This is a genomic window from Chromobacterium piscinae (genome assembly GCF_021129175.1).
In the GTDB taxonomy this organism is placed as follows: Bacteria; Pseudomonadota; Gammaproteobacteria; order Burkholderiales; family Chromobacteriaceae; genus Chromobacterium; species Chromobacterium piscinae.
This window is the reverse complement of the sequence record NZ_JAJOHV010000068.1, coordinates 14,864-40,030: the sequence shown is the minus strand read 5'-3', so window position 1 is coordinate 40,030 and position 25,167 is coordinate 14,864. Positions and strand designations below refer to the sequence as shown.

Genomic DNA, 25,167 nt, shown 5'->3' with positions numbered 1-25,167 from the left:
AAACGCGAAACTTGATCCAACTGCTTGTTGTGTACTTTTTGTTAGCGCTAACATCATCGTCATTCAGCCGGCGTCGAGCTGGCTATCTTTCCACATTAATTGTTAGCGCTAACATGAAAAACGGCAATATCGTGGTGATGGGCGTGGCCGGCTGCGGCAAAAGCAGCGTGGGCCGCATGCTGGCCGAGGCGATCGGCGCCAGCTTCATCGAAGGCGACAGCTTCCACCCCCCCGAGAACATCGCGCGGATGCGAGACGGCATTCCACTGAACGACGACGATCGCGCCGGCTGGCTAGCCAATCTGGCAGGCAAGCTGCGCCAGGGCCGCGAAAGCGGCGAGCCCATAGTGCTGGCCTGCTCGGCGCTGAAGCGCCGCTACCGCGACGTGCTGCGCGGCGGAGATCCCGGCCTGCGCTTCGTCCATTTGTTCGGCGACCAGGCGCTGATCGCCGAGCGCATGCGCGAGCGCAGCGGCCACTTCATGCCGGAAAGCTTGCTGGACAGCCAGTTCCGCGACCTTGAGGTCCCGGGCGCCGACGAGGCCGCGATTCCCTGCGACGTCGCCCTGCCGCCAGACGCGCTGCTGCGGCGCATCCTGGCCGAGCTGGACTGAACCCAACCGTTTCAACGCAAAGGCAGTATCAAAGAGGAGAACAACAATGAACGCCCCGTCCCCGCAACAATTCAAGGTCCCTGCCCGCCGCTGGCGCATAGGCTGGCTCTTGGGCATAGGCATCCTGGTCAATTACTTCGACCGCATCAGCCTGTCGGTGGCTGCGCCGCAGTTGCAGCAGGAGTTCGGCCTCAGCAACGGCCAACTCGGCCTGTTGTTCAGCGCCTTCTTCTGGAGCTACGCGCTGCTGCAGATTCCCACCGGCGTGGTGCTGGACCGCTTCGGCACCACCCGCATCGGCCGCCTGGGCGCGCTGCTATGGGGCGTAGCCGCCACCCTCACCGCCTGCGCCGGCGGCTTCGCCGGCATCTTCGCCGCCCGCATGCTGCTGGGCGTCGCCGAAGCGCCGGGCTTCCCGGTCAGCTCCAAGGCCACCGGCTACTGGTTTCCCCGCCGCGAACGGGCGATGGCCACCGCCATCTTCGACGCCGCCGCGAAATTCTCCAATGTGATCGGCGTGCCGATGGTCGCCTTGGCGGTGGTGCACCTGGGCTGGCGCTGGGGCTTCGGCGTGTCCGCCATCCTGAGCGTGCTGTACTTCATCGCCTTCTATCTGATCTACCGCGACCCCAGCGCCGACACCAAGCTGACCGAGGCCGAGCGCCAATACATCGTCCAGGGCGGCGCAGCCGAGGAAGGCGTCAGCCAGCAGAGCTCGATGGCGATGCTGGGCTACCTGCTGCGCCAGCGCAAAGTGTGGGGGCTGTCCATCGGCTTCGCCGCCTACGGCTATGTGTTCTACCTGTTCCTCACCTGGCTGCCCGGCTATCTGGTGCAGGCGATGCACATGGACATTCTCAAATCGGCATGGTTTTCCGCCATCCCGTGGATGTTCGCCACCCTGTCCGACCTGTTCGTCGGCGGCTGGCTGATAGACAAATTGATCGCCCGCGGCCACGATGAAACCCGCGTGCGCAAGACTGTGCTGCTGTGCGGGATGACCATGGGTATGGCGGTGTTCGGCGCGACGACGACGACTGACCCCTACATCGCCATCGTCTGGATCACCATCGCGCTCAGCGGCCTGGCCGCCGCCGCGCCGGTGGGCTGGTCGCTGCCGTCCCTGATCGCGCCGCGCGGCGGCACCGGCACCGTCGGCGGCATCATGAACTTCGCCAACAATATGATGGGCGCGGTCGCCCCCATCGTCACCGGCTTCATCGTCGGCGCCACCCACTCCTTCACCAATGCCTTCCTGGTGGCCGGCTTCATGCTGGTGATCGGCATCCTGGCCTTCGTCTTCCTGCTGGGCCGCATCGAACAACTGCCCGAGCCCGGTGTCTCCCCGGACTAAGGCCGTCCCCCGCCCCGGCGCGAGCCGGGGTTTTTCATTCCATCGCGCTGCCCCGCAGCGGCCCCGCCACGCTCAACACCAGCTTCTCAATGGCTTCATTCCCCGCATTGGGTTTCAAGGCCAGTTCGAAAGCCTGCCGGCTTTCCCCGTCGTGCCGCGCCAGCCACCGCAGCGCCTTCTTCGGTCCCTCGTACCACAGCCCTCGCAGCACGAAATAGTCTTCCAGCAAAGCCATCAGCAACCAAGCGCGACGGTAATCGCCCTCGACATCCCCGCGCTGGATCCGCGCCGCCATTTTGTGCGCCCAATCCCGGCGCGCCTGCAATTCATCCTCCGGCAACGCCTCCGGCCCGGCGGCATGGAGCGCCTCCAGCCTATCCAGGAAATGGCTCGCCTCCTCGCCGCGCTGGCGCAGGATTTTCGCCCCTCGCAAAGACAGATGCGCGTCGAACGGCTCATGCAGCACGCTGTCCGGATACAGAAACAGATCCAGGTATTCGCCATCGATGCGGCGGGTATCCCGCGTCATCTGAGGCACGGTCCCAAAGGCAGCGATATCGTAATCGCTGCCCTGATTGGCGCTGCCGTCTGCCCTGGAACCATACAGGAGCACCGTGTGCAGGCGCCCGTCGCGTTCAAGCTCGGCGACGATGCGCGGCAACAGATCAGTAAATTCCATCCGCCCTCCCTCTTAGCCAAGTCTAGCGAATGAGCATACCACCAAGGCCATACACTCATAAGCAGACGTCAAACTCCGGCTCCCGGATGCGGCAAAGCCCGCCTAAGCGGGCTTTTTTCACATATCAGCATCGGCGGCTCAGGCAATCAGACCCAGCTTTTCCGGCAGCATGCGCAAGGCCTCGGCGTTGGATGGCGAGAACGCCAGCTCGGCGGCCTCACTCCACGGCAGCCAGCGGTAGCCAAGATGCTCGCGCGGCGCCAGCGCCACCTCGCAGGGTGAGGGCAGCAGCAGGCCGAACACGTGCTCGTCGTTGTGGGTGACGCCGTCCGGATAGCGGTGGCGCCAGTGCGGGTAGATTTCGTAGCGATTGACCAGATGCCAGTCGCTCAGTTCGAAACGGGACGCGTCCAAGCCGGTTTCCTCCGCCACTTCGCGGCGGGCTGTGTCGATCAGGTCTTCGCCGCCCTCGCGGCTGCCGGTCACCGACTGCCAGTAGCCGGGCTTGTCGGCCCGTTCCATCAGCAGGACCCGGCCATCGCGGCTATGGATCACCACCAGCACCGACACAGGCTGCTTGCTGCCCATTTAAAGCTTGCCTCCCTGAGCGCCGGGCGCGGCCAGCATGCCGGCCAGCTCCACCGCCGATTTGACGCCCATCTTCTCGAACACCCGCGAGCGATGGACTTCCACCGTCTTCATGCTGATGCTGAGTTCCTCGGCGATCTGCTTGTTCAGCTTGCCGGCCAGGATCAGCTGCATCACCTCGCGCTCGCGCTCGGTCAGCAGCGCCAGCGCCGCCGACACCTTGCGCTGCAGGCCGTGGCGCTGGCGATTCTGCTCGTCCAGCTCCACCGCCGCCGCCGCGCGCTCCAGCAGGCGCACGTCGTCGAACGGCTTCTCGATGAAATCGAGCGCGCCCAGCTTCAGCGCCGCCACCGCGTGCGGCACGTCACCGTGCGCGGTCAGCATGATCACCGGCGGGCAATACGGCCAGTGCGCCAGCTTCTCCAGCAACACGATGCCGCTGATGCCGGACAGCCTCAGGTCCAGGACGATACCGTTGTAGTCATGTCCGTTGCCGGCGGCCAGGAAGGCCTCGCCGCTGTCGAAGCCGTCGGCGCGGTAGCCCTGGCCATCCAGCAGCCACAGCAGCGACTGCCGCACCGCCTCGTCGTCGTCGATGATGGCCAGCCGTTTCGCGCTCATGATGCCTCCTCAGCCCTGCCCCGCCGGCTTGTCGCCGACGATGCGCACTTCCCGCTGCGGGAAGGGAATTTCGATATTGTGCTGCTTGAACAGCCGCCAGATGGCTAGGTTGATGTCCGATTTCAGGCCCATAAAGCCGTTCTCCGGATCGGCCACCCAGAAGCCCAGCTCCAGATTGATGCCGCTGTCGGCGAACAGGGTGACAAAGGCGTTGGCGCCCGGATTCTTCAGCACGCGCGGATGGTCCGACGCCTGCTTGAGCAGGCTCAGCGCCAAGTCCAGATCGGTGCCGTAGGCCACCTGCACCGGCAGGCTGGTCCACATATTCTTGTCGGAGTAGGACTGATTGATCACCGTGTTGGACATCAGCGCATCGTTGGGGATCAGCGCCTCGGTGCCGTCGGAACCCTTCAACACCACATAGCGCGAGGTCATCTTGGTCACGTAGCCGACGCGGTTGTCCACCATCAGCCGGTCGCCGATGCGGATCGAGTGGTCGAGCAGGATGATGAAGCCGGACACGAAATTGCTGGCGATCTTCTGCAAACCCAGGCCCAGGCCGATACCCACCGCGCCGCCGAATACCGACAGCACGGTCAGGTCTATCCCCATCACCGGCAGCGCCACCAGCACCGAGGCCACCACCAGGCCGGTGCGGGTAAGCTTGGCGAACACGATGCGCAGATTGGAATCGAGGTGCTTGAGCTTCATGATGCGGGCTTCGATCAGGCGGCTCGCCCACAGCGCCACCACCACGATCACCGTCACCCACAGCAGGCCATTGAGAATGGTCAGCAGGTCCAGCCGGGTCTTGCCCACGTAGAAGGAAATCGACTCCAGCCAATCCATCACCGCCACGTCGAAGCCTATGGTCCAGCTGACGAAGCCCAGCCACAAGGCCGAGGCCAGAAAGTGCTCGGAATGCCGCTCGAAGCGGCTATGCGGGAAGGCCTGGCGCACCACCGCCGTGCACAGGCGGATCACCGCCAGCCAGAACAGCAGCGCGCTCAGGATGTGCAGCACCAGCATCGGCGCGTGCTCCAGCCGGCCCCAGGTGAAGCTGGCCAGCACCACCAGCACCTGGGCCGACACCGGCAGCACCAGCCGGAAACCGGTATAGGGTAAGAACTGGTCGTAGCGCTCAGGGTTATGAGCAAACCAGTAGCGATACAGCCGGCGGGCCAGCGCATAGGCGGCGATCACGCACAGCAGGCCCAGCGCCAGCTCGATCAGGCCGTTCTTAGTCTGCAGCGCGTCAAGCAGCGCGAAAAAATTCATTTCCTTGCGGATGAACAACAATGTCCGACTCCTTGGTCAAAACGCGGCGGGCAAGCCGCCATCAGGCAGAAACGGCATCCGACGCCGCCAGCCGGCCCTCGTTCAGCCGCAGCACCCGCTGGGTGCGGCCGGCCAGTTCCAGGTCGTGGGTGACGATGATCAGGCTGGTGCCCAGCGTGCGGTTCAATTCCAGCATCAGCTCGAACACCTGGCCGGCGGTATGAACGTCCAGATTGCCGGTGGGCTCGTCGGCCAGCAGACAGGCCGGCTGCGTCACCAGCGCGCGGGCGATGGCGGCGCGTTGGCGCTCGCCGCCTGACAACTCGCCCGGCTTATGCTCCAGGCGCTTGCCCAGCCCGACCTTCTCCAGCATTTCGCCGGCGCGGCGGGCGGCTTCGGCCTTGTCCATCCGGCGGATCAACAACGGCATCATCACGTTCTCCAGCGCGGTGAATTCCGGCAGCAGGTGATGGAACTGGTAGACGAAGCCCATCGACTCGTTGCGCAGCCTGCCGCGCTCGGTTTCCGACAGCGTGGACAGGTCGCGGCCCAGCACCTCCACCGCGCCGGAAGTCGGCGTGTCCAGTCCGCCCAGCAGATGCAGCAGCGTGCTTTTGCCTGAGCCGGACGCGCCGACGATGGCCAGGTGCTCGCCCTTGCCAACATCCAGATTCACGTCTGACAGCACGTCCAGCCCCAGCTTGCCTTCCTGGTAGCGTTTGCCGAGCGAGCGGCAGCTCAATACCTTATTCATAGCGCAGGGCCTCCGCCGGTTGGGTGCGCGAGGCGCGCCAGCTGGGATACAGGGTGGCGAACAAGGCCAGCAGCAGCGAAATGATGGTGATGGTGGACACGTCGCCCCACTGCACGTCGGACGGCAGGTAGTCGATCATGTACACGTCGCTGGACAGGATCTTGGTGCCGATGATGCGTTCGATCACCGGCACGATCACGTCCAGGTTCAGCGCGATCACCACGCCGCTGGCCACCCCGGCCAGCGTGCCCAGCACCCCGGCCACCGCGCCCTGGATCACGAAGATCTTCATGATGCTGCCGGGCGACGCGCCCAGCGTGCGCAGGATGGCGATGTCGGCCTGCTTGTCGGTCACCACCATCACCAGCGTGGATACCAGGTTGAACGCCGCCACCGCGACGATCAGCGTCAGGATGATGGTCATCATCCGCTTCTCGATCTGCACCGCGCGGAAGTAATTGGCGTTGGTGTCGGTCCAGTCGGTGACCAGCAGTTGCGGCAGTCGCGGTCGCAGCTCGGCCTTCAGCTGCGGCGCCAGCATAGGGTCATCCAGCCGCAGCCGCACGCCGCTGACGGAATCGCCCATCCGCTCCAGTACCTGGGCGTCGCGCAGATTGACCATCGCCAGCGAGGCGTCGAATTCGAACATGTCCACCTTGAAGATGCCCACCACGGTGAACTGCTTGGAGCGCGGCACCATGCCGGCCGGCGTGATGTTGCCCTGCGGCGTCATCAGCGTCACCTTGTCGCCGACGCCCACGCCCAGCTGGCGCGCCAGCTCCACGCCCAGCGTCATGCCGAAGCTGCCTGGCTTCAGGTCTTCCAGCTTGCCGGACACCATGTGATGGCCCACGTCCACCACCTTGTTTTCCAGCGCGGGCTCGATGCCGCGCACCAGGCCGCCGCGCACATTGCCGTAGGCGACGAACAGGCCCTGGCTGCTGACGAAGGGCGCGGCCGCCTGCACGTGCGGCTGCTTGACCAGCATCGCCTGCGCGTCGCGCCAGCCGGCGAGGCGGCCGTCGTAGCCGCTGACTTCCAGGTGGGAGGCCACGCTGAGGATGCGGCCGCGGATTTCCTTCTGGAACCCGTTCATCACCGACAGCACGATGATCAGCGCCGCCACGCCGAGGGCGATGCCGACGATGGAAATCAGGGAAATGAAGGAGATGAATCCGTTGCGGCGCTTGGCGCGCAGATAGCGCAGCCCGATGAAGGCTTCAAAAGGCATCTCGGTTTTTCTCATTCGGAACGGTAGGGATTGTCCAGGCTCTGCATCATCGCCACCAGGAAGTCGCGCACCTGCTGCTCCTCGCAGCCCATCAGCACCGCGTCCTCGAACGCGTCCTGGGCCATCTGGGCGATTTCCTCCAGGTTTTCGCGCATCACCTTCAGCTTCTCGACGCAGGCGACGACGTTGCCCTCCGGGTCGCGCCATACCGGTATTTCGATTTTCAATGCCATATTCCTGTTCCTGAAAACACGATGCCCGCGAAAAGCGGGCATCGTCGCTCGGCCGGACCGCTCAGTGCCGGCCCTTTTTCTTCTTGCCGACCGATTTCGCCGCCTTTTGCGCCTTGGCGCCCTTCTTGCCCTTGGGCTCGGCCGCCGCCTTGCATTTCTTGCCCTTGCGGCATTTCGCCGCTTCCGGGGCCGCGGACGATTTCGCCGCGCTTTTCACGCTGACGTCATCGGAGGTATCGGCGGCCAGCAAGGCGGTGCTACGATTGACCCTGCGCGCGCCATTGTAACGCGCGGTCCAGTAGCTCTGCGACAGGTTCGACACTTCGATGTTCTTGCCCGTTCGCGGCGCGTGGATGAATTTGTTGTTGCCCATGTAGATGCCGACATGGGAGTAGCTGCGGCCCAGAGTGTTGAAGAACACCAGGTCGCCCGGCATCAGTTCGCCGCGGCCGACCGACTTGCCCACCCGGGCCATCTCGGCCGCGGTGCGCGGCAGGTTCACCCGCAGCGATTTCTGGAACACGTAACGAATGAAGCCGCTGCAGTCCAGGCCGTCGTCCGGCGTGTTGCCGCCGAAGCGATAAGCGACGCCCAGCAGGCTCATCGCTTGCAAAAGCAAGTCGCCCACCGCATCCTCTTGCGGAGCGGCGTACTTGGAGATGGGATCGTCCGATTTGTCCGTCGCCGAACTGTCGGCGGCGGCCTTCCCCTCGGTCGGGGCCTTGTCTGGCGCGGCCTGGGCAAAAACCATGAAGCCCGCCAGCGCCAGCGCTGATAAGCGGAGTTGCAATTTCATAGGCCGCACTCTATCGGACGGGACCGGTAGTGTAAAGCCAAGCGGGACGGCGAAAAGCACATGATTCGGGAAACCTTGATTGCAATGCGGGACTTACCGCGGTTAAGAGAAATCAGCGGAATTTTGATCCGTCATGGACTGGGAGAGTTCGCCCAGCGGCTGAAGTTGCCGCGCGCGATGGAAAAGGCCGGAGAATGGCTGAACCTGTCGCTGCCGGACAGCGAATCCAGCCAACCGACGGCGGTTAGGGTGAGGCTGGCGTTCGAGGAGCTGGGTCCCACCTTCATCAAGCTGGGCCAGATCCTGTCCACCCGCGTGGACGTGTTCCCCCCTGACTGGATAGACGAATTCGAGAAGCTGCAGAACCGGGTGCCGCCGCTGCCGCCGGCCATGGTGCGCAAGCTGATAGTCGACGCGCTGGGCGCCGAGGCCGACCAGCTGTTCGCCGAGTTCGACATGCAGCCGATAGGCTCCGCGTCCATCGCCCAAGTCCACCGCGCGCGGCTGAAGGACGGCAGCGAGGTGGCGGTGAAATTGCGCCGGCCCGGCATCGCCGACAAGGTGGAAGCCGACCTGCGCATACTCGCCCACCTGGCCCACCTGCTGGAGCTGGAGTTTCCCGAGCTGCGCCGCTACCAGCCATCCGGCATCGTCGCCCAGTTCTCGCGCTCGCTGCGCCGCGAGTTGGACCTGGCGATCGAGGCGCGAAATATGGAGCGTTTCGCCCGCGATTTCATCGACGACCCCTTCGTCGAAGTGCCGAGGGTGCACTGGGAATACACCAATGCCGCGGTCAACGTGCAGAGCTACGTCGACGGCGTACCGGCCAGCGATCTGGCGCGGTTGCGCGACAGCAGCCTGGACCCGGTGCTGCTGGCCCAGCGCGGCGCCGACGCGGTGCTGAAGATGATCCTGGTCAACGGCTTCTTCCACGCCGACCCCCACCCCGGCAACGTGTTCTTCCTGGCCGAGCACCGCATCGCCTTCATCGATTTCGGCATGGTCGGCCGCATCAGCCACGTGCGGCGCGACGAGATCGTCGACCTGCTGTCGGCGGTGGCCGAGCGCAACGAGCACGGCATCATCGACGTGCTGGTCGAATGGACCGGCAACACGCCGGTGGACATGCCGAAATTCGCCGACGAGGTCGGCGAATTCATGTTCCAGTACGAACACGTGCCGCTGAAGGGGCTGAACATCAGCCAGCTGATCGGCGACATCATGGCGCTGATCCGCAATCACGGCATCGTGCTGCCGCCGGACATGGCGATGCTGTTCAAGGCGCTGGTGACGCTGGAGGGCCTGGGCCGGCAGCTGAACCCTGAATTCCAGCTGGTCGCGCACATCACGCCCTTCGTCAAGGAGCTGATCGTCGCCCGCTACCATCCGGCGGCGCTGCTCAAGCGCGGCCGCCAATCGCTGTCCGAAGGACTGGAGATGATAGCCGGCCTGCCGCGCGACCTGGTCCGCATCGGCCGCGACATGCGCCACGGCAAGTTCCGCATCAACCTCGACCTGCAGCGGCTGGACAGTTTCGGCAAGCAGCTGGACCGCAGCAGCAACCGGCTGACCATGGGCATCGTCACCGGCTGCCTGATCATAGGCTCATCTATCGTGATGACCGTCAACGCCGGCCCCAAGCTGTTCGGCCTGCCCTTCTTCGGCTTCTTCGGCTTCATGCTGGCGCTGTTCAACAGCGTGTGGCTAGTCTGGTCGATATGGCGTTCCGGCAAGGACTTATAACCGCTGGTACAAGCATCGGAACCATTGGCAATACGGGGAACTGCGGCATCAAGTCGGGCGGAGACGGGTCGATAGCGAGGGGGTACACCTTAAGGGACGCCGCCATGAAAATCGCCTCCGCCACCGTCAGCCTTGGCAGCAGCTTCAGCCAGAGCCAATCCCTCAACGTCACCCAGACCCTCTCCGTGACTTCCCCGCAGCCAAGCTCCGCCGACAACGTGCAGTTGAGCAGCCAGGCGACGGAGGCCAGCCTGCTGGACCAACTGGGCTCGGACAAGGATGCGGTCTACAGCCTGATCGAGGCGATACTGGAAAAGGCTTTCGGCGTCCATTTCAAGCTGCTGCGCCTGTTCCCGCTCCGGCCTGAGAATTCGCATCTCTCCGCCATCCCCGACCCCACCGTCAGCGCACAGCAGGACATCGACTACCAGCAACAGCAGCAGCTGAGTTTCACCGCCAAAGGCCAGATCACCACCCAGGACGGCAAGCAGCTGCAATTCTCGCTGAACATGCAGATGCAGAGCAGCTACCAATACCACAGCAGCCAGAGCTACCAGTCCGGCGGTGCCGCGAGCCACGATCCGCTGATGGTCAATCTTGGCGGCGGCGCCGGCAGTCTGGACGGCGCCAGCGTCAGCTTCGATCTGCAGCACAACGGACAGATGGTGAATTTGCCCTTCTCCAGCCAGGGCGGCTGGCTGGCGCTGGACAAGAACGGCGACGGCAAGATCAATGACGGCAGCGAGTTGTTCGGCCCGCAGTCCGGCAATGGCTTCGCCGACCTGGCCAAGCTGGACAGCAACCACGACGGCGTGATCGACGAGAGCGATCCTGCCTTCGCCCAGCTCAAGATCTGGACCGGCCGCGGCAGCGACGGCAAAGATCAGCTGAGCTCGCTGAAGGACGCCAGCATCGGCGCCATCCTGCTGCCGAGCGTGGATGCGCCGCTGACCATGCGCGCCAACGCAAGCGACGCCGCCCCGCAGGCGCAGATGCGGCGCGCCGGCGTATTCGTCAAGGAGGATGGCCAGGCCGGCATGATCAGCCAGCTGGACATTTATGGCTGAGCGCAGCCGGAAGGCCCGCGCGAAAGCATCGTTCGCGGGCCAGCCGCCTACTGCGGCCGGCTGACGATGTCCGCCTTGAACCACTTGCGCGACAGCGTCTGCAAGGTGCCGTCGCGCTGCAGGTGGCCTATTGCCCGGTTCACCGCCGCCAGCAACTGAGGGCTGCCTTTGCGCAGCACCACGCAGGCGTCCTCCCGCGCCAGCATGCGGCCGGCGGGCGCCAGCTCGCCTTGCGTCTTCTGCGCCAGGTTGAAGGCCGCCAGCCGGTTGATCACGATGGCGTCCACCTCGCCGCGGCGCAGGCCGTCGTATTTCGTCGGATCGTCCGGGTAACGATGGATGTGGGCCTGCGGCGCGTTGTCGCGCAGCCACTGCTCATAATTGGTGCCCGCGCTGACCCCGACATGGGCGCCGGCCAAGTCCCCGGCGCCGTGGAAGCGCGGCAAATCCGGCTTGCGCACCACCAGCTGCAGCCCGGAGTAAGTGTAGGGAATGGAAAATTCGAAGCGCTTCCTGCGTTCCGGCGTCGCCACCACCTGGTTGATCACCACATCCATCCGGCCGGCCGCCAGATTGTCCAGCATATGATCCCAAACCATGGTCTGAAAACGCGCCTCCACCCCCATCTGCGCAGCCAGCGCCCGGCCGAAGTCCACCTCGAAGCCCTGCAACTGGCCGCTCGCCAATTGGCTATAGGGCGGGAAAGTGCCTTCCAGACCGATCTGCAACGCGCCGTCGCGCCGAATGCGCGCCCATTCTTCGCCGCCCGCTAGCGCCGGAGCCTGCGGCAATAGCAACAGCGCGCAAAGCGCCCATCCTTTCCAACCGGCCAAAGTCATATCGCCTCCCGCTCCGTCGCCGCACTGGCACTAAGGGCAAAAACCATTCCTTACACCATAGGCGATGGCCGTCCGGCGGCCAGGTCAAATCCGTGAAAAATCCTTTCCACGCAATGCTTTGCGCCACAGCCCCCACTCCAGGCATGGCCAGACGGAATCGGATCATTCGGTAGCGATGGAAAAAAGGCCTTGAAAAACAGGATTGACTCTGCAAATGATAATTATTATCATTTTCAAAAACTCACACAGGAGAACTCCACGATGAACGCCATGCTGGTTGGAGCCGACACTCTGGGCAACATCCCCGACGTGCTGCAGAACTACGGCATCACCATCCACCGCCACCTGAGCGGCCGCAACAGCTCGCATCAACGCAAGGTGGACCGCCTGCCCGCCGGCACCGATCTGCTGATCCTGTTCACCGATTTTCTCGGCCACAACGTGATGCGCCATTTCCGCGAACTGGCGGCCGAACATCAAATCCGCTTCATCGCCTGTCGGCGTTCGGTCTGCGCGCTCAAGCAATCGCTGACCGGCGCCGGCATGTGCGAGCAGCCTTGCGCCGCTTGCCCGCAACGCGGCGGCGGCGACAAGCCGCTCAAACGCAAGCGTTGAAGCGTCTGTTTCAGCAAGATTTTTCTCTAAGCTCTTACCTTTGTAGCTTCACGAGCCGGCCGCAGCCGGCTCTCTTTTTGCCCGCCGCGCGCAGTCTTCGAACCATGGACGCAGGTCGGCGTCAAATGATGCCGCCAGCGCCTGCGCCGCGTCATACGCCTCCTCCGCTTCCGCTTGGCGGCCCGCCCCCCGCAGCGCCCGCGCCCGCTCCAGCAACAGGAAGGCACGGTCCACGTCCTCTTCGCCACTGGCGGCGATCAAAGCCAGACCGGCGTCTGCGGCCGACAAGCCATCCGGCCAACGCTCGAAACGGTTCGCCGTCAACGCCAGCAGGTATTCCGCCCGCTCGTGGTTGACCCAGTTGCCCGCCCGGCCCCACAGCAGTCGGGCGATCCGCGCGCCGCTTAACAAGATTTCCGCACAGGACGGATCGCGGATGTCCAGTTCGTCGCGCTCCAACAGCGCCGAGACGATATTCGTCAACAAGGATGCCAGCGCGGCGTCCAGCTCCCCTGCCTCGCATAACTCCAGCGCGGCCAGCAAGGCTGAAAATTCCGACAACAGTCCCGGCAGCGGTGTCGAGCCCTGCGCCCCTTGCAGCACGCCCAGCCGGAGCGCCAACCGCACGCATTCCGCATTCGCTCCGCCCGCCAGCCATTGCCGCTCCAGCTGCCAGGATCCCAGCGCGTCGCCCGCCAGCGTGGCAGCTACCGCGCAATGGCGCAGCAATACCGGGCCGGCCTCGGCCAGGGGCAGCCTCTTCAGCAAAGCCCAGGCGCCGCGCCAATCCCCCTTCTTCTCGCCCAGGAGATGGTTGGCCAGCCATGCCGCCCGCGGCAGCGCGGCGGCGGAAAGATCCGGGGACGCAAGCAAACCGGGCAATTGCGCGATCGCCTCGTCCGGGCGATCGTCATGGGTTCGCATCAAGGCATCGAGAACGGCAAGGGCGGACATGAAAAAGGCCTTTCTTCAGCAAGAAAGGCCCAGTGTCGCCAGCGATGGCGAAAATGTCAAAAGCATTACCCGCCGGACGCGTCGCCTCCTCTGCCCGCCTGGCGCGCGGCATCGCGCAGCATGCCCAGCTGCTGCGAAAACTGCCTGCAGTTGCCGCACAACATCAAATGCATTTTCAGCTTGAGCAACTCCCCCATGCTCAGCGGACGGTCCAGCCCGGCGGATATCAGCCGGCTGGCAGCGCGGCAATTCAACTTCATCGCTCGTCCTCCCGGCTCCAGCGTATTGAAAAACACTCGCGCAGGCTCATGCGCGCGCGGTACAGCAGCACTGAACAGTTAGTCGCGGTGATCTCGAGATTGTTACAGATGTCGGCGATCTCCATCCCCATCACCTCGCGCATCGCGAACACCATCGCGGTGCGGCGCGGCATCACCTTGGAACATTCCTCGAACACCTGCCAGAACTGCTTGGAAACCAGCTGCGACTCCGGCCCGCTCCAGGCGCGCATCGGCTCACGCCAATGGCCGTCCTGGGTGAACAAGCCGTCGAAATCGCTGTCGTCGCACTCATCATCCAAGGATTCGAACAGTTTCTCCTTGCCCTTGCGGCGCAGGGCGTCGATCAGCTTGAAGCGCAGGATGGAAGTGAGCCAGGTGCGCAAGGTCGACTTGCCTGAGAAATTATCCCGCGACTCCAGCGCCGCCAGCAGCGTCTCCTGCACCGCCTCCTCGGCCGCGTCGCGCTCGCGCAGCTGCGCCAACGCGTAACGCAGCAGATAGGGGCGTTCCTGTTCTATCGCTTGCGGATCTACCATGCGCTTACTCCCTGCAGAATTCCACCGCCTGGTTCAGGCGATCCACGGCCAATACCTTCAGGCCCTCGATCTCCTGGCGCGGCTTATTGGCGCTAGGCACAATGGCGCGGGTGAAGCCCAGCTTGGCGGCTTCCTTCAAGCGCTCCTGGCCGCGCGTCACCGGCCGCACCTCGCCAGCCAGGCCTACTTCGCCAAACACCACCAGCTTCTCCGGCAGCGCCTTGTTGCGCAAGGACGAAACCATGGCCAGGATGATGGCCAAGTCGGCCGCCGGCTCGTTGATCTTGACGCCGCCCACCGCGTTGAGGAAGACATCCTGGTCGAAGCAGGCCACGCCGCCGTGGCGATGCAGCACCGCCAGCAGCATCGCCAGCCGGTTCTGCTCCAGGCCGACGGTGAGGCGTTTGGGCTGGAAGCCGTGGCAGTCGTCCACCAGCGCCTGGATCTCCACCAGCAACGGCCGGGTGCCTTCCTGCGTCACCAGCACGCAGGAGCCGGCGACATCGTCGCGGTAGGACGAGAGGAAGATGGCCGACGGATTGGACACGCCCTTCAGACCGCGGTCGGTCATCGCGAACACGCCCAGCTCGTTGACCGCGCCGAAGCGGTTCTTGATCGCGCGTATCATCCGGTAGCTGGAGTGGGAATCGCCCTCGAAATACAGCACGGTGTCCACCATGTGCTCCAGCACGCGCGGACCGGCCAGCGAGCCTTCCTTGGTGACGTGCCCGACCAGCAGCACGGTGATGCCGCTCTGCTTGGCCATCCGCGTCAATTGCGCCGCGCACTCGCGCACCTGCGACACCGAGCCCGGCGCCGAAGTCACCTGCTCGGTGTACAGCGTCTGGATCGAATCGATCACCACCACCTCGGGCTGTTCCCGCTTCAGCGTAGCCAAGATGTTCTCGATGCAGATTTCGGCCAACAGGTCGACGCTGCTGGTATCCAGCGCCAGTCTTGAGGCACGCAGCGCGATCTGCTGCGCGGATTCCTCGCCGGACACGTACAGCACCTTGCGGTTCTGACCGATCTGCGACAGCGCCTGCAACAGCAGCGTGGACTTGCCGATGCCGGGGTCGCCCCCGATCAGCACCACCGCGCCGCGGACGATGCCGCCGCCCAGCACACGGTCCAGTTCGTCGATCCCGGACGGATCGCGCGGGGTTTCCTCGGTCTGCACCTCGGACAGCTTCTGCACCTTGGTGACGTTGGCCGCCCACGACTGGAAGCGCGGACCGGCCGCGGCCGGCGCGGCCACCGCCTCGGTCAGCGTGTTCCAGGCATTGCAATGCGGGCATTGGCCCTGCCACTTGGGCGATTGTCCGCCGCACTCGGTGCAGCTGAACACGGTTTTGTTCTTGGCCATCAGGGAAGGATTCAGGGTGAATCAAAGGCGGAAGGATAGCAGGACGGCGCGAAACCGGCAGTCAAAAACGCTTCAACCCGGATTGCGGCCCGGGTCAGACTTGTTCAATTCCTGGATGATGTTGAGCAGACGCTTCTGGTCCTCGGGCGGCGCCGACGATGAATGCTTGGCCGGCGGCTGGCCGTTGCGTATCGCACGCATCACGGCCGCCACCTGGGGATCGTTCTTGGCGGCGCGGTCGGCCTCTTCGCTGCTCATCAGATCGGGCAGGCCGGTCTGCCCGGCCGACGAGGTGGAGCCGCTCGCCGCGCGCTTGCCGGCTACCGCCGGCGTCGGGCCGGAGGCCGGCTGCGCCGCGGCTTCGGGCAACGGCTCCATCGTTTCCAGCTTGTTCTTGGCCATATACTCGTTCATCTCGCGCCAACCGGCGTAGATGAAGGCCTTGTCCGCGCTCTGATTGCGCTGGTAGCACTCCTCAAGCGAGCGGCCGGTCTGCCGGCAGGCCGCGCCTATCGCCTTGTCGGAATCCTTGCTCAGCCCAGTCACGCTGTTCACATAGTTGCAGCCGCCCAGCAGCAGCGCGCAGGCCAACAACAGCAGTCTCTTCATGCCCTCTCCCCGTTTCAGCCGCGCGGCTTGCGCAGGTCCAGCTCCACCACTTCCCCGCTGTGGCCGCGGCTATCGCCGCCCAGCCAGTACAGGAAATGCGGCATCAGATCGGCCAAATCGGCGCGCTCGCTCTTGTCCTCGCCCGGATGGGTGCGGTTGCGCTGCGGCGAATTGACCGGCCCCGGCAGCAACAGATTGACGCGCAGATTGGGCAGCATCTCCCACTCGTCGGCCGCTACCTTGGTCAGGTACGGCAAGCCAGCGTTGGACGCGCCGAAACCGCCCCAGTAGGCCGCCGGATGCAGCGCGTGATGCTCTCCGACGAACAGCACCGACGCGTCCGGCGCGTCCTTCAGCAGCGGCAGGCAGGCGCGGGTCAGCGCGAACGGAGCCACGGTGTTGATCCGGTACTGGTTCATCCATTCTTCTATGGTCTGGTTGGTCAGCGGCGACAATGCGTAGAAATGCGAGGCGCAATGCACAATGCCGTCCAGACGATCGAATTCGCGCTTGATGGTCAGCGCCAGCTGGTTGAATTCGTTCTCGCCCGCGTTCAGCAGATCCAGCGGCACCGCCGCCGGCTCCGGCCCGCCGGCCGCCACGATTTCATCGTAGACCTTCTCCAGCCCCTTGACGCTGCGCGAGAGCAGCACCACGGTGGCGCCGTGGCGGGCAAAGGCCAGCGCGGCCTCGCGCCCCACGCCCTGGGAGGCGCCGGTGATCAGGATCACGCGCCCTGCCAGCGCGTCTTGGGCAAACTCGGTCTTCATCGTCATGGTTCTATTCCTAAGTCCTGCAATGCGGCCGCCGCCGCGGCCACGCCGCTGCGCGCCGCCCCCTCGAGCGTCGCCGGATAATCGGGATGCGCCCAATCCCCGGCCAGATAGATTCCCCTTTGCGCCGTCCGCGCCGCCGGCCGCTCCAGGCCGACCTCGCTGGCGAACGTCGCCCGCTTTTCCACGATCACGCGGCTGCGCGCCGATTCCGGCAGATGCGGCGCCAACCGGCGCGCGTCGGCCAGCGCCCTGGCGACCAGTTCCTCTGTGTCCGGCAGCGCCGTCGGCGCGCTGAGCACCGCCGCCACTAGGCCGGCCTCCCCTGCCAGCGCCTCGCGGTCGAACAGCCAGTCCATGCCGCCGCCGCTGACGCCCATCATCGGCGCCGGCAGCCGCGGCGAAACGTCGAAACGCAGGTAGACGGTGGCGATCGGCCAGTAGCGGTAGGCATCCAGCGCAGCGCGCAGGGCCGGCTCGTCCAGCAGCTCCGCCGCATGATAGGGCGCGACGGCGCTTATCACCGCATCATACCTTTCATCGTCCACTTGCGGACCATCCTGAAGCGGGGCGATCCGCCGCGCCCGGCATCCGGCGCGCAGATCCGCGCCCCTCTCCCCCAGCCAGCGCCAGGCCGGATCGGGAAACAGCGCCGACAGCCCGGCGGCCGGCAGCAGCAGGTCGCTGTCCGAGCGCCGCGCGCCCAGACTGTCGCGCAGCGTAGCGGCCAGCACGCGCATCGACGCCCGCTCCGGCGGCGTGTTCAGCGCCGACAACACCATCGGCCGCCAGAAATCATCGCGCAGCCTGCGGCTCTGGCCTTGCTCCGCCAGCCATTCGGCCACGCTGCAATCGCGCGCCAGCCGGTAGCCGCCGCGCCGCAAGCCGTCCAGCGCGCGCGCCAGCAGCCATTTATCGCGCCAGCCCAGGCCGCGCGCCGCCAGCAATCCCGCGGCCAGATGCAGCGGAGCGGGCAGGCGCGGGCAGTCCAGGCTCAGCCCCCCTTCCCTCCGCCACTGCAGCGGCTGGCGCAGCAGCAAGCGGTCGGGATCGGCGCCGACTGTCCGCATCAGGCGCAGGCATTCTGCATAAGCGCCGAGCAAAATGTGCTGACCATTGTCAAACCTGTCTTCCGCGCGCCCGATGCAGCGCGCGCGGCCGCCGGGCTCCCGCCCGGCCTCATAGACGGTGACATCTGCATGGCCGGCCAGTTCCACCGCCGCGGCGAGCCCGGCCCAGCCGGCGCCCACCACCGCCACCCTGGGTTTCACGGCTTGTAGCCGAAGGTCCAGGTTTTCCAGGCCAGCCACAGTTTGCGGCCGGTCCCCAGCGACAGGCGCTGGTTCAACACCTTGGCCGGGCCATCCTGCTGGATTTCCCGCAACGTGGCGCGGTAGATGGCCGCCATCAGCAGGCCCGGACGCTGCGATTTGCGATCCGCCGCCGGCAGCAATTCCCAGGCCTTGCGGTAATGCTCGTGCGCGCGTTCGATCTGGAATGCCATCAGCGACTTGAAGGCGTCGCTTTCCTCGTAATGCAGAATGTCCATCGCCGGGCAGTTGAAGCGCTGCAGCTCCTCCATCGGCAGATAGATGCGGTCGCGCCGCGCATCCTCGCCGACGTCGCGGATGATGTTGGTCAGCTGAAAGGCGACGCCCAGCTCGTGCGCGTACTCCAGCGTGCGCTCGTCGGTATAGCCGAAGATGCGCGCCGCCAGCTTGCCCACCACGCCTGCCACCCGGTGGCAGTACAGCAGCAGGTCCTGGAAACGCTGATAGCGCACCATGCTCAGGTCCATCTCCATGCCGTCGACGATTTCTTCCAGCTCCGACTGCGGCAGATGGAAAGCTTCAAGATGCGGCAGCAGCGCGCGCATCACCGGGTGATCCACCTCGCCGCGGTAGGCCCTCTGCACTTGGCCGCGCCACCAGGCCAGCTTGGCCTGGGCCACGCTCAGGTCGTGGCATTCGTCCACCGCGTCGTCCACCTCGCGGCAAAACGCGTACAGCGCGGTGATCGCCCGCCGCCGCGCTTCCGGCAGGAAGCGGAAGCTGTAATAGAAACTCGAACCGCTGGCCGCGGCCTTGTCTTCGCAATACTGATCGGGCGTCACGCGCCTCCCCCCTACTGTCGCCGGCCCGTCTTGGGACCGGATGCATTCCATCCATGGCGCGGCGCAGGCTCACTTGGCCCGGCACGCCCGCCACATCATATATATCCAATCGCCAGCGCCCAGCTTGGGACGCTGCCCGAACACGTCGCCTCCGGACGCGTGCAGCTTGTGCAGAATGCGGTCGCCGCCCATCACGATCAGCCTCAACTCCAGCCCCAGCCTGCCGCGCAGCGTTCTGCCCAATGGCGCTCCGGCCTGCAGCATCTTGCGAGTCCGCTCCACCTGATACAGCATCAATGCCCGCCACTTGGCGTCGAAATGGCCGGCGGCGATCTGCGCCTCGTCGACGCCGAAACGCGCCAGATCTTCCTGCGGCAGGTAAACCCTGCCCTTGCCCCAGTCCACCGCCGCATCCTGCCAGAAGTTGATCAGTTGCAAGGCGGTGCAGATGCCGTCGGCCTGAGCCAGGCTGCGCGCGTCGGACTCGCCGTACAGCGCCAGCATCAGCCGGCCGACCGGATTGGCTGAGCGGCGGCAGTAATCGACCAGCTCGGCGAAGCTCTGGTAGCGGGTCTTGACCACATCCTGGCGGAAGGCGGACAACAAATCGCGGAACGGCTGCAATGGCAAGCCATGCGTGGCGATGGCCGCCGCCAGCGACTCCATCAGTTCGATCCGGGGAGGCTCGCCCGCCGCGATGCGGTCCAGATCGGCCTCCAGACGATCCAGTTCAGCAAGGCGCTCGGCTGGACCGGCATCGCCCTCGTCGGCCACGTCGTCCGCATAGCGGGCGAAATGGTAGATGGCGTGGACCGCGCGCCGCATCTTGCGCGGCAGCAACAGCGAACCCACCGGGAAATTCTCGTAGTGGCCGACCGACATCGCGCCCTCCTGCGTATCCGGGCCGCCGATTATACCCGACGCCTCCTTGCAGCGTCCTGCCCGCTGACAATGCCATGCCCGCATGTCCTGAGCCATGCCGACAGCGCCATGGCGGCAATTTTCACTTTTTGCACGACAAGGTATTTACAAGCCAAAAAGACACGCATAGAATGCTCAGCACTGTGAACGCAGCGACGGACCACCGGGGGTATAGCTCAGCTGGGAGAGCGCTTGCATGGCATGCAAGAGGTCAGCGGTTCGATCCCGCTTATCTCCACCAACCTTCTGCTTCACAACAAAATCAGCCCGCGCATGCGGGCTTTTCTCATTCCCTTCTTGCTGCAAACTCCCTCGACGCAACTATCATAAAATAGTCCGGCCCCGCCTGCCGATATCATCCCATCGTTGCGACGACAGCCACCATGACGAGAAAGCCCTACACTTCCTCCGCCATCCGCTGGGCGGCAGTTACGCTGCTGCTGGGCCTGTCGCTGACGGCGCTCGCCTGCCTATACATTGATCAGCGCAATGCCGAAACGCTGCAGCAGGCCGCCAACCGCCAGGCCCAAAGCGCGCTTGATGAAATCGTGGAACGCTTGCAGCGCTACGAATACGGCCTGCGCGGCGCCCGCGGCGCGTTCATCGCCGCCGGCGCCGCCGGACTCAACCGGGAAATCTTTCACCGCTATGCCCAAAGCCGCGAACCGGACCGGGAATTCCCCGGCGCTCGCGGTTTCGGCATCATCCGCCGCGTGGCCGACGCCGAACTGCCGCGCTTCCTGTCCGCCATGAAAGCAGGCAGCCCCGGCTTCAAGCTGCGCCAGTTCAGCCGCTACCGCGGCGAACACGCCATCATCCAGTTCATCGAGCCGGTATCCGGCAATGGCGCAGCCATCGGCCTCGATATCAATTCCGACCCAACCCGGCGGGCCGCGGCCCAGGAAGCCGTAGACAGCGGCGGAGCCCGGTTGTCGGAACCCATCACGCTGCTGCAGGCGACTCCGCTGCGCGGCCAGGGCTTTCTGCTGCTATTGCCGATCTACCGAAGCATCGCCGCGCCGGCCGACGTGAACGAGCGCCGCCGCCAGATCTCCGGCTGGAGCTACGCGCCGCTAGCGATGCCGGAAGTTCTCGCCGGGCTGGACCTGCCGCGCCGCGAGGGCTGGATCGAGCTGAGCGATACGAGCAACCCGGCGCGTCCGTCACGCTTCTTCCGCAGCCGGAGCGGCGCCGCCCCGGCCGACGCAGCCATCGCCACCCAGAGCGCCCCGCTGTTCGGGCGCGTCTGGCGGCTAGACTTTCACGCCGGCCCCGCCTTCGCTGAAGCGCTGCGCCTCCTCAACCCCAGGCTGATCGCACTGGCCGGCCTGCTAGCCAGCCTGGCCGGCGCGGCGCTGGCCTATGCCTGGCGCAGCAATGCGTTATCGCGCCGCAAGCTGCAGGACACCCGCGAAGACTTGGCCGCCATCGTCGAAAGCTCAATCGACGCCATCATAGGCAAGAGGCTGGACGGCGTGGTCATCAGTTGGAACAAAGGCGCCCAGCAAATGTTCGGCTACGCCGCCGACGAGGCCGTGGGCCAATCGCTGCTGCGGCTGATCGTGCCCGAGGACAGGCAGGCCGAGGAACAAGACATCCTCACCCGAATCGCCCGCGGCGAGCGCATCGCCCATTTTCAGACCACTCGCCGCCGCAAGGACGGCAGCCAGCTAGAGGTGGCGGTTTCCGTAGCTCCCATTTACGGCGACGACGGCAAGGTGACCGGGGCCGCCAAAACCGTGCGCGACATCACCCGGCAAAAGGAAATGGAAGCGGAGCTGCACGCGCTGAACACCAGCCTGGAAGCACAGGTGGCGGAGCGCACCCGACAGCTGGAAACCGCGCGCCGCGACCTGCGCACTGTGCTGGACAGCGTGCCGTCGATGATAGGCTACTGGGACAAGGAGCTGATCAACCGGGTGGCCAATCACGCCTACCACACCTGGTTCCACCGGGAGCCGGACACCTTGCCCGGCACCCGACTGCCGGAACTGCTGGGAGAGGAGTCGTTCGCGATCAGCCGGCCCTATGTGGAAGCCGCGTTGGCAGGCCATCCCCAGAGCTTCGAACGCACGCTGGAAGGTCCTGACGGCGAGTTGCGCCATACACTGGTCCACTATCTGCCTGACAGGGAAAACGGCGAAGTCCGCGGTTTCTACTCGGTGGTGCACGACGTCACCGAGCTGGTGGACGGCCGCACCCGGCTCGCCGCCGCGCTGCGCGAGAACGAGGCGCTGCTGGGCATCATCAACGAACAGCTGCAGTACTCGGAAATCGATGCCGCTGGCCGCTTCCTGGAAGTGAACGAACGCTTCTGCGAAGTGAACGGCTACGCGCGCGGCGAGCTGATCGGCCGCAACCATCGCATGCTGACCGGCGATCTTCAGGACCGGTCCTTCTGGCGCGAACTGAAACAAACGCTGCGGCGCGGCGACGCCTGGCACGGAGAAATCTGCAACCGCGCCCGCGACGGCAGCCTGCGCTGGTCAGATACCGTGATCGCCCCGCTGCACGACAGCGCCGGCGCCATCGAGCGGGTGATCGCGCTGCGGATCGACACCACCCGCCGCCGGCTGGTCGACGCCGAAATCAATCGACTGAGCCTGCTGCTGTCCAATGTGCTGAGCGCGGCGTCCGAGGTCTCCATCATCGCCACCGACCACGATGGCCTGATCACCGTTTTCAACGCCGGCGCCGAACGGATGCTGGGCTATGCGCAGCAGGAAATAGTGGGCAGCTGCACGCCAGCCCGCTTCCATCTGGAAAGCGAAGTGGTGGACAGAGGCCGCGAGCTCAGCGCGCTGTTCGGCGAGGAGATCGGCGGCTTCAGGGCCTTTGTCCACATGCCGGAAATATTCGGCGCGGAAACCCGCGAATGGACTTATGTGCGCAAGGACGGCAGCCATGTGTCCGTCTCGCTGGCGGTGACCGCGATGCGCGCCGCCGGCGGCGACATCATCGGCTATGTCGGCATCGCCACCGACATCACCGAACGCCAGCGCTCGGAAACGCGGCTGCTGCAAGCCAAACAGCTGGCAGAGCAAGCCAGCCAAGCCAAGAGCCGCTTCCTCGCCAATATGAGCCATGAGATCCGCACCCCGCTGAACGCCGTGCTGGGGCTGCTGCAGCTGATGCGGCACACCGCTCTGGACGGCCGCCAGCTGGACTACGTGACCAAAACCCAGACCGCGGCCAAATCGCTGCTAGGCCTGCTCAACGACATCCTCGACTTTTCCAAGATAGAAGCCGGCAAGCTGCAGCTGGACCGCCACCCGTTCCAGCTGGACAACCTGTTGCGCGACCTGGGCATCATCCTGTCAGGCAACCGCGGCGACAAGGAAGTGGAGACGGTGTTCGAGATCGATCCGGCCCTGCCCTCCGCCATCGTCGGCGACCGGCTGCGATTGCAGCAGATACTGATCAACCTGGCCGGTAATGCGATGAAGTTCACCGAGCGCGGCCAAGTGATCGTCAGCGTCGCCCTGATCCGCGAGCTAGAACGGCATGTCGCGCTACGCTTCTCCGTCAGCGACACCGGCATCGGCATAGAGGCGGAGCAGCTGGGCCGCATCTTCGACGGCTTTACCCAGGCCGAAGCCTCCACCGCGCGCAGATTCGGCGGCACCGGGCTGGGCCTGGCCATCAGCCAGCGGCTGGTCAGGATGATGGGCGGCCAACTGACGGCGCAGAGCGAGCCCGGCCGCGGCAGCCGCTTCAGTTTCGAGATCGAACTGGAAACCGCCGATGCAGCGCCGCTGGTCGCCGCAGACGCCGCATTGCCGCAGAACCTGCGCGCGCTGATCGTGGACGACAATCCGCTGATGGGGGAAGTACTTGGCCGCACGCTGGAGACGGCCGGCTGGCGCGCCGATTACGCCGCCAGCGGCGCCGAGGCCGTGCGCATGGCAGAAGCCGGCCAGCGCTACGACGTGGCGCTGATGGACTGGAAGATGCCCGGCATGGACGGCGTGGAGGCCGCGTCGCGCATACGGGCCACCGCCTCCACGCCGCCAGTGGTGATCATGCTCACCGCTTTCGGCCGCGAGGTGCTGTCCGAGATCGCCGACAGCGGCGACCCGCCGTTCGCCGACTTTCTCACCAAGCCGGTGACGCCGCAGCAGTTGCTGGACGCGGTGCGCCGCAATCTGCTGGGAGAACGCGCCCCGCCGCCTTCGCCGGCCATCCGCCAGCGCTTGGGCGGCATGCGGCTGCTGCTGGTGGAAGACAATGCTCTGAATCGGCAGGTCGCCTCCGAACTGCTCAGCGCCGAAGGCGCCAGGGTGGAACTGGCCGAAGGCGGACTGGCCGGCGTCGAACTAGCCACCGCCGCCGACGCCGACTACGACGTGGTGATCATGGACATGCAGATGCCTGACATTGACGGCCTGGAAGCCACCCGCCGCATTCGCGCCGGCGGATGCGGCACGCCCATTCTGGCCATGACCGCCAACGCCACTCTCTCCGACCGCGCCGACTGCCTGGCCGCCGGCATGAACGACCACATCGGCAAGCCGATCGACATCGATCAGCTCGCGTCGCGGCTGCTGGCGCTGTCCGGCCGCTCGCCGGATGCCTCGCCGGCGGCGCCCGAAACCTGCCCACCTTGCGACATCGAGCCGGAAGAGCGGGTATTGCAACGCTTCGGCCAGCAGGCGGGCGCCATGCGCGCTGCGCTGCGACAGTTCCGGACGGAAGCGCATCGGCTCGCCGCCGGTTTGCGCCAGCAGCTGGAAAGCGGCGATACCGCCCAAGGCGCCGCGACGCTTCACGCGCTGAAAGGCATCGCCGCCACCGTCGGCGCGGCGGCGCTGGCCCGGCAGGCTGGCGAGCTGGAGCAACGCGCTAGGCAGTGCAATGACCGCGCACTGGACGCCGAAACCTGGCGCGCCGCCGCCGAGACTCTGCAGCGGCTGGTGACCGAAAGCGTGGCCAAACTGGACAGCCGCCTGCCGGCGGCGCCACCAGCCACACCCGGCGAGGCGCCCCCATTGACCCCGCAAGAGTGGAAAGAACGCCTACTCGAGATACTGCCTTTGCTGGAAAGCGGCAACCTCGCCGCCATCGACCTGGCCATGGCGTTGCCGCCACTGGCCGGCGGACACATTCGGCAGCAGGTGGAAAGCCTGGCGGAACAAGTGGGGCGCCTGCAATTCGCCCCCGCCGCCCAGATCGTCAAAACCCTGATCGGGAGCGAACCCTGAC

General features: G+C 65.5%; 24 protein-coding genes and 1 tRNA gene. 7 read left to right on the top strand and 18 right to left on the bottom strand.

Annotated elements, in window-relative coordinates; genetic code table 11:
* Positions 1–113 precede the first annotated feature (113 nt).
* Together LQR33_RS17340 and LQR33_RS17335 are read left to right on the top strand one after the other, a co-directional pair.
* Positions 114–614, top strand: coding sequence for a gluconokinase (locus LQR33_RS17340; RefSeq protein ID WP_221668289.1), 501 nt, complete (start codon positions 114–116; stop codon positions 612–614).
* Positions 615–660: 46 nt separating this feature from the next.
* Entirely contained in the window at positions 661–1,968 is a 1,308-nt protein-coding gene (locus tag LQR33_RS17335; protein WP_221668288.1) for an MFS transporter, read from the top strand.
* Positions 1,969–2,002: 34 nt separating this feature from the next.
* Here LQR33_RS17335 and LQR33_RS17330 read toward each other — a convergent pair whose 3' ends face one another.
* The 8 genes from LQR33_RS17330 to LQR33_RS17295 form a co-directional block, all read right to left on the bottom strand.
* Positions 2,003–2,629, bottom strand: a complete 627-nt coding sequence (locus LQR33_RS17330; protein WP_231469871.1) for a nucleotidyltransferase domain-containing protein — start codon at positions 2,627–2,629, stop codon at positions 2,003–2,005.
* A gap of 156 nt (positions 2,630–2,785) precedes the next feature.
* Positions 2,786–3,235: a dihydroneopterin triphosphate diphosphatase gene (gene nudB / locus LQR33_RS17325; RefSeq protein ID WP_221668286.1), complete on the bottom strand. Its 450-nt coding sequence runs from the start codon at positions 3,233–3,235 to the stop codon at positions 2,786–2,788.
* Complete coding sequence (locus tag LQR33_RS17320) at positions 3,236–3,856, bottom strand: response regulator transcription factor (protein WP_166438241.1); 621 nt, start codon at positions 3,854–3,856, stop codon at positions 3,236–3,238.
* A 9-nt stretch (positions 3,857–3,865) separates the two neighbouring features.
* Entirely contained in the window at positions 3,866–5,155 is a 1,290-nt protein-coding gene (locus LQR33_RS17315; protein ID WP_021477617.1) for a mechanosensitive ion channel family protein, read from the bottom strand.
* Positions 5,156–5,195: 40 nt separating this feature from the next.
* Complete coding sequence (lolD, locus tag LQR33_RS17310; protein ID WP_070979083.1) at positions 5,196–5,888, bottom strand: lipoprotein-releasing ABC transporter ATP-binding protein LolD; 693 nt, start codon at positions 5,886–5,888, stop codon at positions 5,196–5,198.
* Complete coding sequence (locus LQR33_RS17305) at positions 5,881–7,119, bottom strand: lipoprotein-releasing ABC transporter permease subunit (protein ID WP_166438240.1); 1,239 nt, start codon at positions 7,117–7,119, stop codon at positions 5,881–5,883. The genes lolD and LQR33_RS17305 overlap by 8 nt, the downstream gene beginning before the upstream one ends.
* A gap of 11 nt (positions 7,120–7,130) precedes the next feature.
* Entirely contained in the window at positions 7,131–7,352 is a 222-nt protein-coding gene (locus LQR33_RS17300) for a hypothetical protein (protein WP_021477620.1), read from the bottom strand.
* A 61-nt stretch (positions 7,353–7,413) separates the two neighbouring features.
* Positions 7,414–8,148, bottom strand: a complete 735-nt coding sequence (locus tag LQR33_RS17295) for a C40 family peptidase (protein WP_231178921.1) — start codon at positions 8,146–8,148, stop codon at positions 7,414–7,416.
* 123 nt (positions 8,149–8,271) lie between these two features.
* Here LQR33_RS17295 and LQR33_RS17290 point away from each other — a divergent pair, with 123 nt between their 5' ends.
* Positions 8,272–9,891, top strand: coding sequence for an ABC1 kinase family protein (locus LQR33_RS17290; RefSeq protein ID WP_331282868.1), 1,620 nt, complete (start codon positions 8,272–8,274; stop codon positions 9,889–9,891).
* Positions 9,892–9,995: 104 nt separating this feature from the next.
* Positions 9,996–10,958, top strand: a complete 963-nt coding sequence (locus LQR33_RS17285; RefSeq protein WP_231469867.1) for a hypothetical protein — start codon at positions 9,996–9,998, stop codon at positions 10,956–10,958.
* A 47-nt stretch (positions 10,959–11,005) separates the two neighbouring features.
* Here LQR33_RS17285 and LQR33_RS17280 read toward each other — a convergent pair whose 3' ends face one another.
* Positions 11,006–11,797, bottom strand: coding sequence for a transporter substrate-binding domain-containing protein (locus LQR33_RS17280; RefSeq protein ID WP_221664763.1), 792 nt, complete (start codon positions 11,795–11,797; stop codon positions 11,006–11,008).
* A gap of 261 nt (positions 11,798–12,058) precedes the next feature.
* Here LQR33_RS17280 and LQR33_RS17275 point away from each other — a divergent pair, with 261 nt between their 5' ends.
* On the top strand, positions 12,059–12,412 hold the full coding sequence (locus LQR33_RS17275) for a DUF2325 domain-containing protein (RefSeq protein ID WP_221664764.1): 354 nt from the start codon (positions 12,059–12,061) through the stop codon (positions 12,410–12,412).
* A gap of 48 nt (positions 12,413–12,460) precedes the next feature.
* On the opposite strand, the gene LQR33_RS17270 is transcribed toward LQR33_RS17275, so the two are convergent.
* The 9 genes from LQR33_RS17270 to hpnC form a co-directional block, all read right to left on the bottom strand.
* A complete protein-coding gene (locus LQR33_RS17270) occupies positions 12,461–13,336 on the bottom strand; it encodes a hypothetical protein (protein ID WP_231469865.1) in 876 nt (291 codons plus the stop codon).
* A gap of 95 nt (positions 13,337–13,431) precedes the next feature.
* The gene (locus tag LQR33_RS17265; RefSeq protein ID WP_166438234.1) at positions 13,432–13,626 is read right to left on the bottom strand and encodes an anti-sigma factor family protein; all 195 of its coding nucleotides are present in this window, start codon (positions 13,624–13,626) and stop codon (positions 13,432–13,434) included.
* A complete protein-coding gene (locus LQR33_RS17260; RefSeq protein WP_104947555.1) occupies positions 13,623–14,183 on the bottom strand; it encodes a sigma-70 family RNA polymerase sigma factor in 561 nt (186 codons plus the stop codon). Before LQR33_RS17260 ends, LQR33_RS17265 begins: the two co-directional genes overlap by 4 nt.
* A 4-nt stretch (positions 14,184–14,187) precedes the next feature.
* A complete protein-coding gene (gene radA / locus LQR33_RS17255; RefSeq protein ID WP_231469863.1) occupies positions 14,188–15,549 on the bottom strand; it encodes a DNA repair protein RadA in 1,362 nt (453 codons plus the stop codon).
* A 72-nt stretch (positions 15,550–15,621) separates the two neighbouring features.
* Positions 15,622–16,158 (bottom strand): hypothetical protein, encoded by a 537-nt coding sequence (locus tag LQR33_RS17250; RefSeq protein WP_166438232.1) that lies wholly within the window; start codon positions 16,156–16,158, stop codon positions 15,622–15,624.
* Positions 16,159–16,172: 14 nt separating this feature from the next.
* Entirely contained in the window at positions 16,173–16,934 is a 762-nt protein-coding gene (locus LQR33_RS17245; protein ID WP_231469861.1) for an SDR family oxidoreductase, read from the bottom strand.
* Positions 16,931–18,202, bottom strand: coding sequence for a hydroxysqualene dehydroxylase HpnE (hpnE, locus tag LQR33_RS17240; protein ID WP_231469859.1), 1,272 nt, complete (start codon positions 18,200–18,202; stop codon positions 16,931–16,933). The genes LQR33_RS17245 and hpnE overlap by 4 nt, the downstream gene beginning before the upstream one ends.
* Positions 18,199–19,044 carry a presqualene diphosphate synthase HpnD gene (gene hpnD, locus LQR33_RS17235; RefSeq protein WP_021475117.1) on the bottom strand — a complete coding sequence of 282 codons (846 nt, stop codon included), beginning with the start codon at positions 19,042–19,044 and terminating at the stop codon, positions 18,199–18,201. The genes hpnE and hpnD overlap by 4 nt, the downstream gene beginning before the upstream one ends.
* 69 nt (positions 19,045–19,113) lie before the next feature.
* Positions 19,114–19,926, bottom strand: a complete 813-nt coding sequence (gene hpnC, locus LQR33_RS17230; RefSeq protein ID WP_231469857.1) for a squalene synthase HpnC — start codon at positions 19,924–19,926, stop codon at positions 19,114–19,116.
* 204 nt (positions 19,927–20,130) lie between these two features.
* Here hpnC and LQR33_RS17225 point away from each other — a divergent pair.
* Together LQR33_RS17225 and LQR33_RS17220 are read left to right on the top strand one after the other, a co-directional pair.
* Positions 20,131–20,206, top strand: a tRNA-Ala gene (locus LQR33_RS17225).
* Positions 20,207–20,348: 142 nt separating this feature from the next.
* A complete protein-coding gene (locus LQR33_RS17220) occupies positions 20,349–25,166 on the top strand; it encodes a CHASE domain-containing hybrid sensor histidine kinase/response regulator (protein WP_231469855.1) in 4,818 nt (1,605 codons plus the stop codon).
* The last annotated feature ends 1 nt before the right edge of the window (position 25,167 follow it).

Coding starts and splice junctions, on each gene's coding strand:
- LQR33_RS17340 (WP_221668289.1), top strand. CDS start 114: ATGAAAAACGGCAATATCGTGGTGATGGGCGTGGCCGGCTGCGGCAAA.
- LQR33_RS17335 (WP_221668288.1), top strand. CDS start 661: ATGAACGCCCCGTCCCCGCAACAATTCAAGGTCCCTGCCCGCCGCTGG.
- nudB (WP_221668286.1), bottom strand. CDS start 3,235: ATGGGCAGCAAGCAGCCTGTGTCGGTGCTGGTGGTGATCCATAGCCGC.
- LQR33_RS17320 (WP_166438241.1), bottom strand. CDS start 3,856: ATGAGCGCGAAACGGCTGGCCATCATCGACGACGACGAGGCGGTGCGG.
- lolD (WP_070979083.1), bottom strand. CDS start 5,888: ATGAATAAGGTATTGAGCTGCCGCTCGCTCGGCAAACGCTACCAGGAA.
- LQR33_RS17305 (WP_166438240.1), bottom strand. CDS start 7,119: ATGCCTTTTGAAGCCTTCATCGGGCTGCGCTATCTGCGCGCCAAGCGC.
- LQR33_RS17300 (WP_021477620.1), bottom strand. CDS start 7,352: ATGGCATTGAAAATCGAAATACCGGTATGGCGCGACCCGGAGGGCAAC.
- LQR33_RS17295 (WP_231178921.1), bottom strand. CDS start 8,148: ATGAAATTGCAACTCCGCTTATCAGCGCTGGCGCTGGCGGGCTTCATG.
- LQR33_RS17285 (WP_231469867.1), top strand. CDS start 9,996: ATGAAAATCGCCTCCGCCACCGTCAGCCTTGGCAGCAGCTTCAGCCAG.
- LQR33_RS17280 (WP_221664763.1), bottom strand. CDS start 11,797: ATGACTTTGGCCGGTTGGAAAGGATGGGCGCTTTGCGCGCTGTTGCTA.
- LQR33_RS17275 (WP_221664764.1), top strand. CDS start 12,059: ATGAACGCCATGCTGGTTGGAGCCGACACTCTGGGCAACATCCCCGAC.
- LQR33_RS17270 (WP_231469865.1), bottom strand. CDS start 13,336: ATGCGAACCCATGACGATCGCCCGGACGAGGCGATCGCGCAATTGCCC.
- LQR33_RS17265 (WP_166438234.1), bottom strand. CDS start 13,626: ATGAAGTTGAATTGCCGCGCTGCCAGCCGGCTGATATCCGCCGGGCTG.
- LQR33_RS17260 (WP_104947555.1), bottom strand. CDS start 14,183: ATGGTAGATCCGCAAGCGATAGAACAGGAACGCCCCTATCTGCTGCGT.
- radA (WP_231469863.1), bottom strand. CDS start 15,549: ATGGCCAAGAACAAAACCGTGTTCAGCTGCACCGAGTGCGGCGGACAA.
- LQR33_RS17250 (WP_166438232.1), bottom strand. CDS start 16,158: ATGAAGAGACTGCTGTTGTTGGCCTGCGCGCTGCTGCTGGGCGGCTGC.
- LQR33_RS17245 (WP_231469861.1), bottom strand. CDS start 16,934: ATGACGATGAAGACCGAGTTTGCCCAAGACGCGCTGGCAGGGCGCGTG.
- hpnC (WP_231469857.1), bottom strand. CDS start 19,926: ATGTCGGTCGGCCACTACGAGAATTTCCCGGTGGGTTCGCTGTTGCTG.
- LQR33_RS17220 (WP_231469855.1), top strand. CDS start 20,349: ATGACGAGAAAGCCCTACACTTCCTCCGCCATCCGCTGGGCGGCAGTT.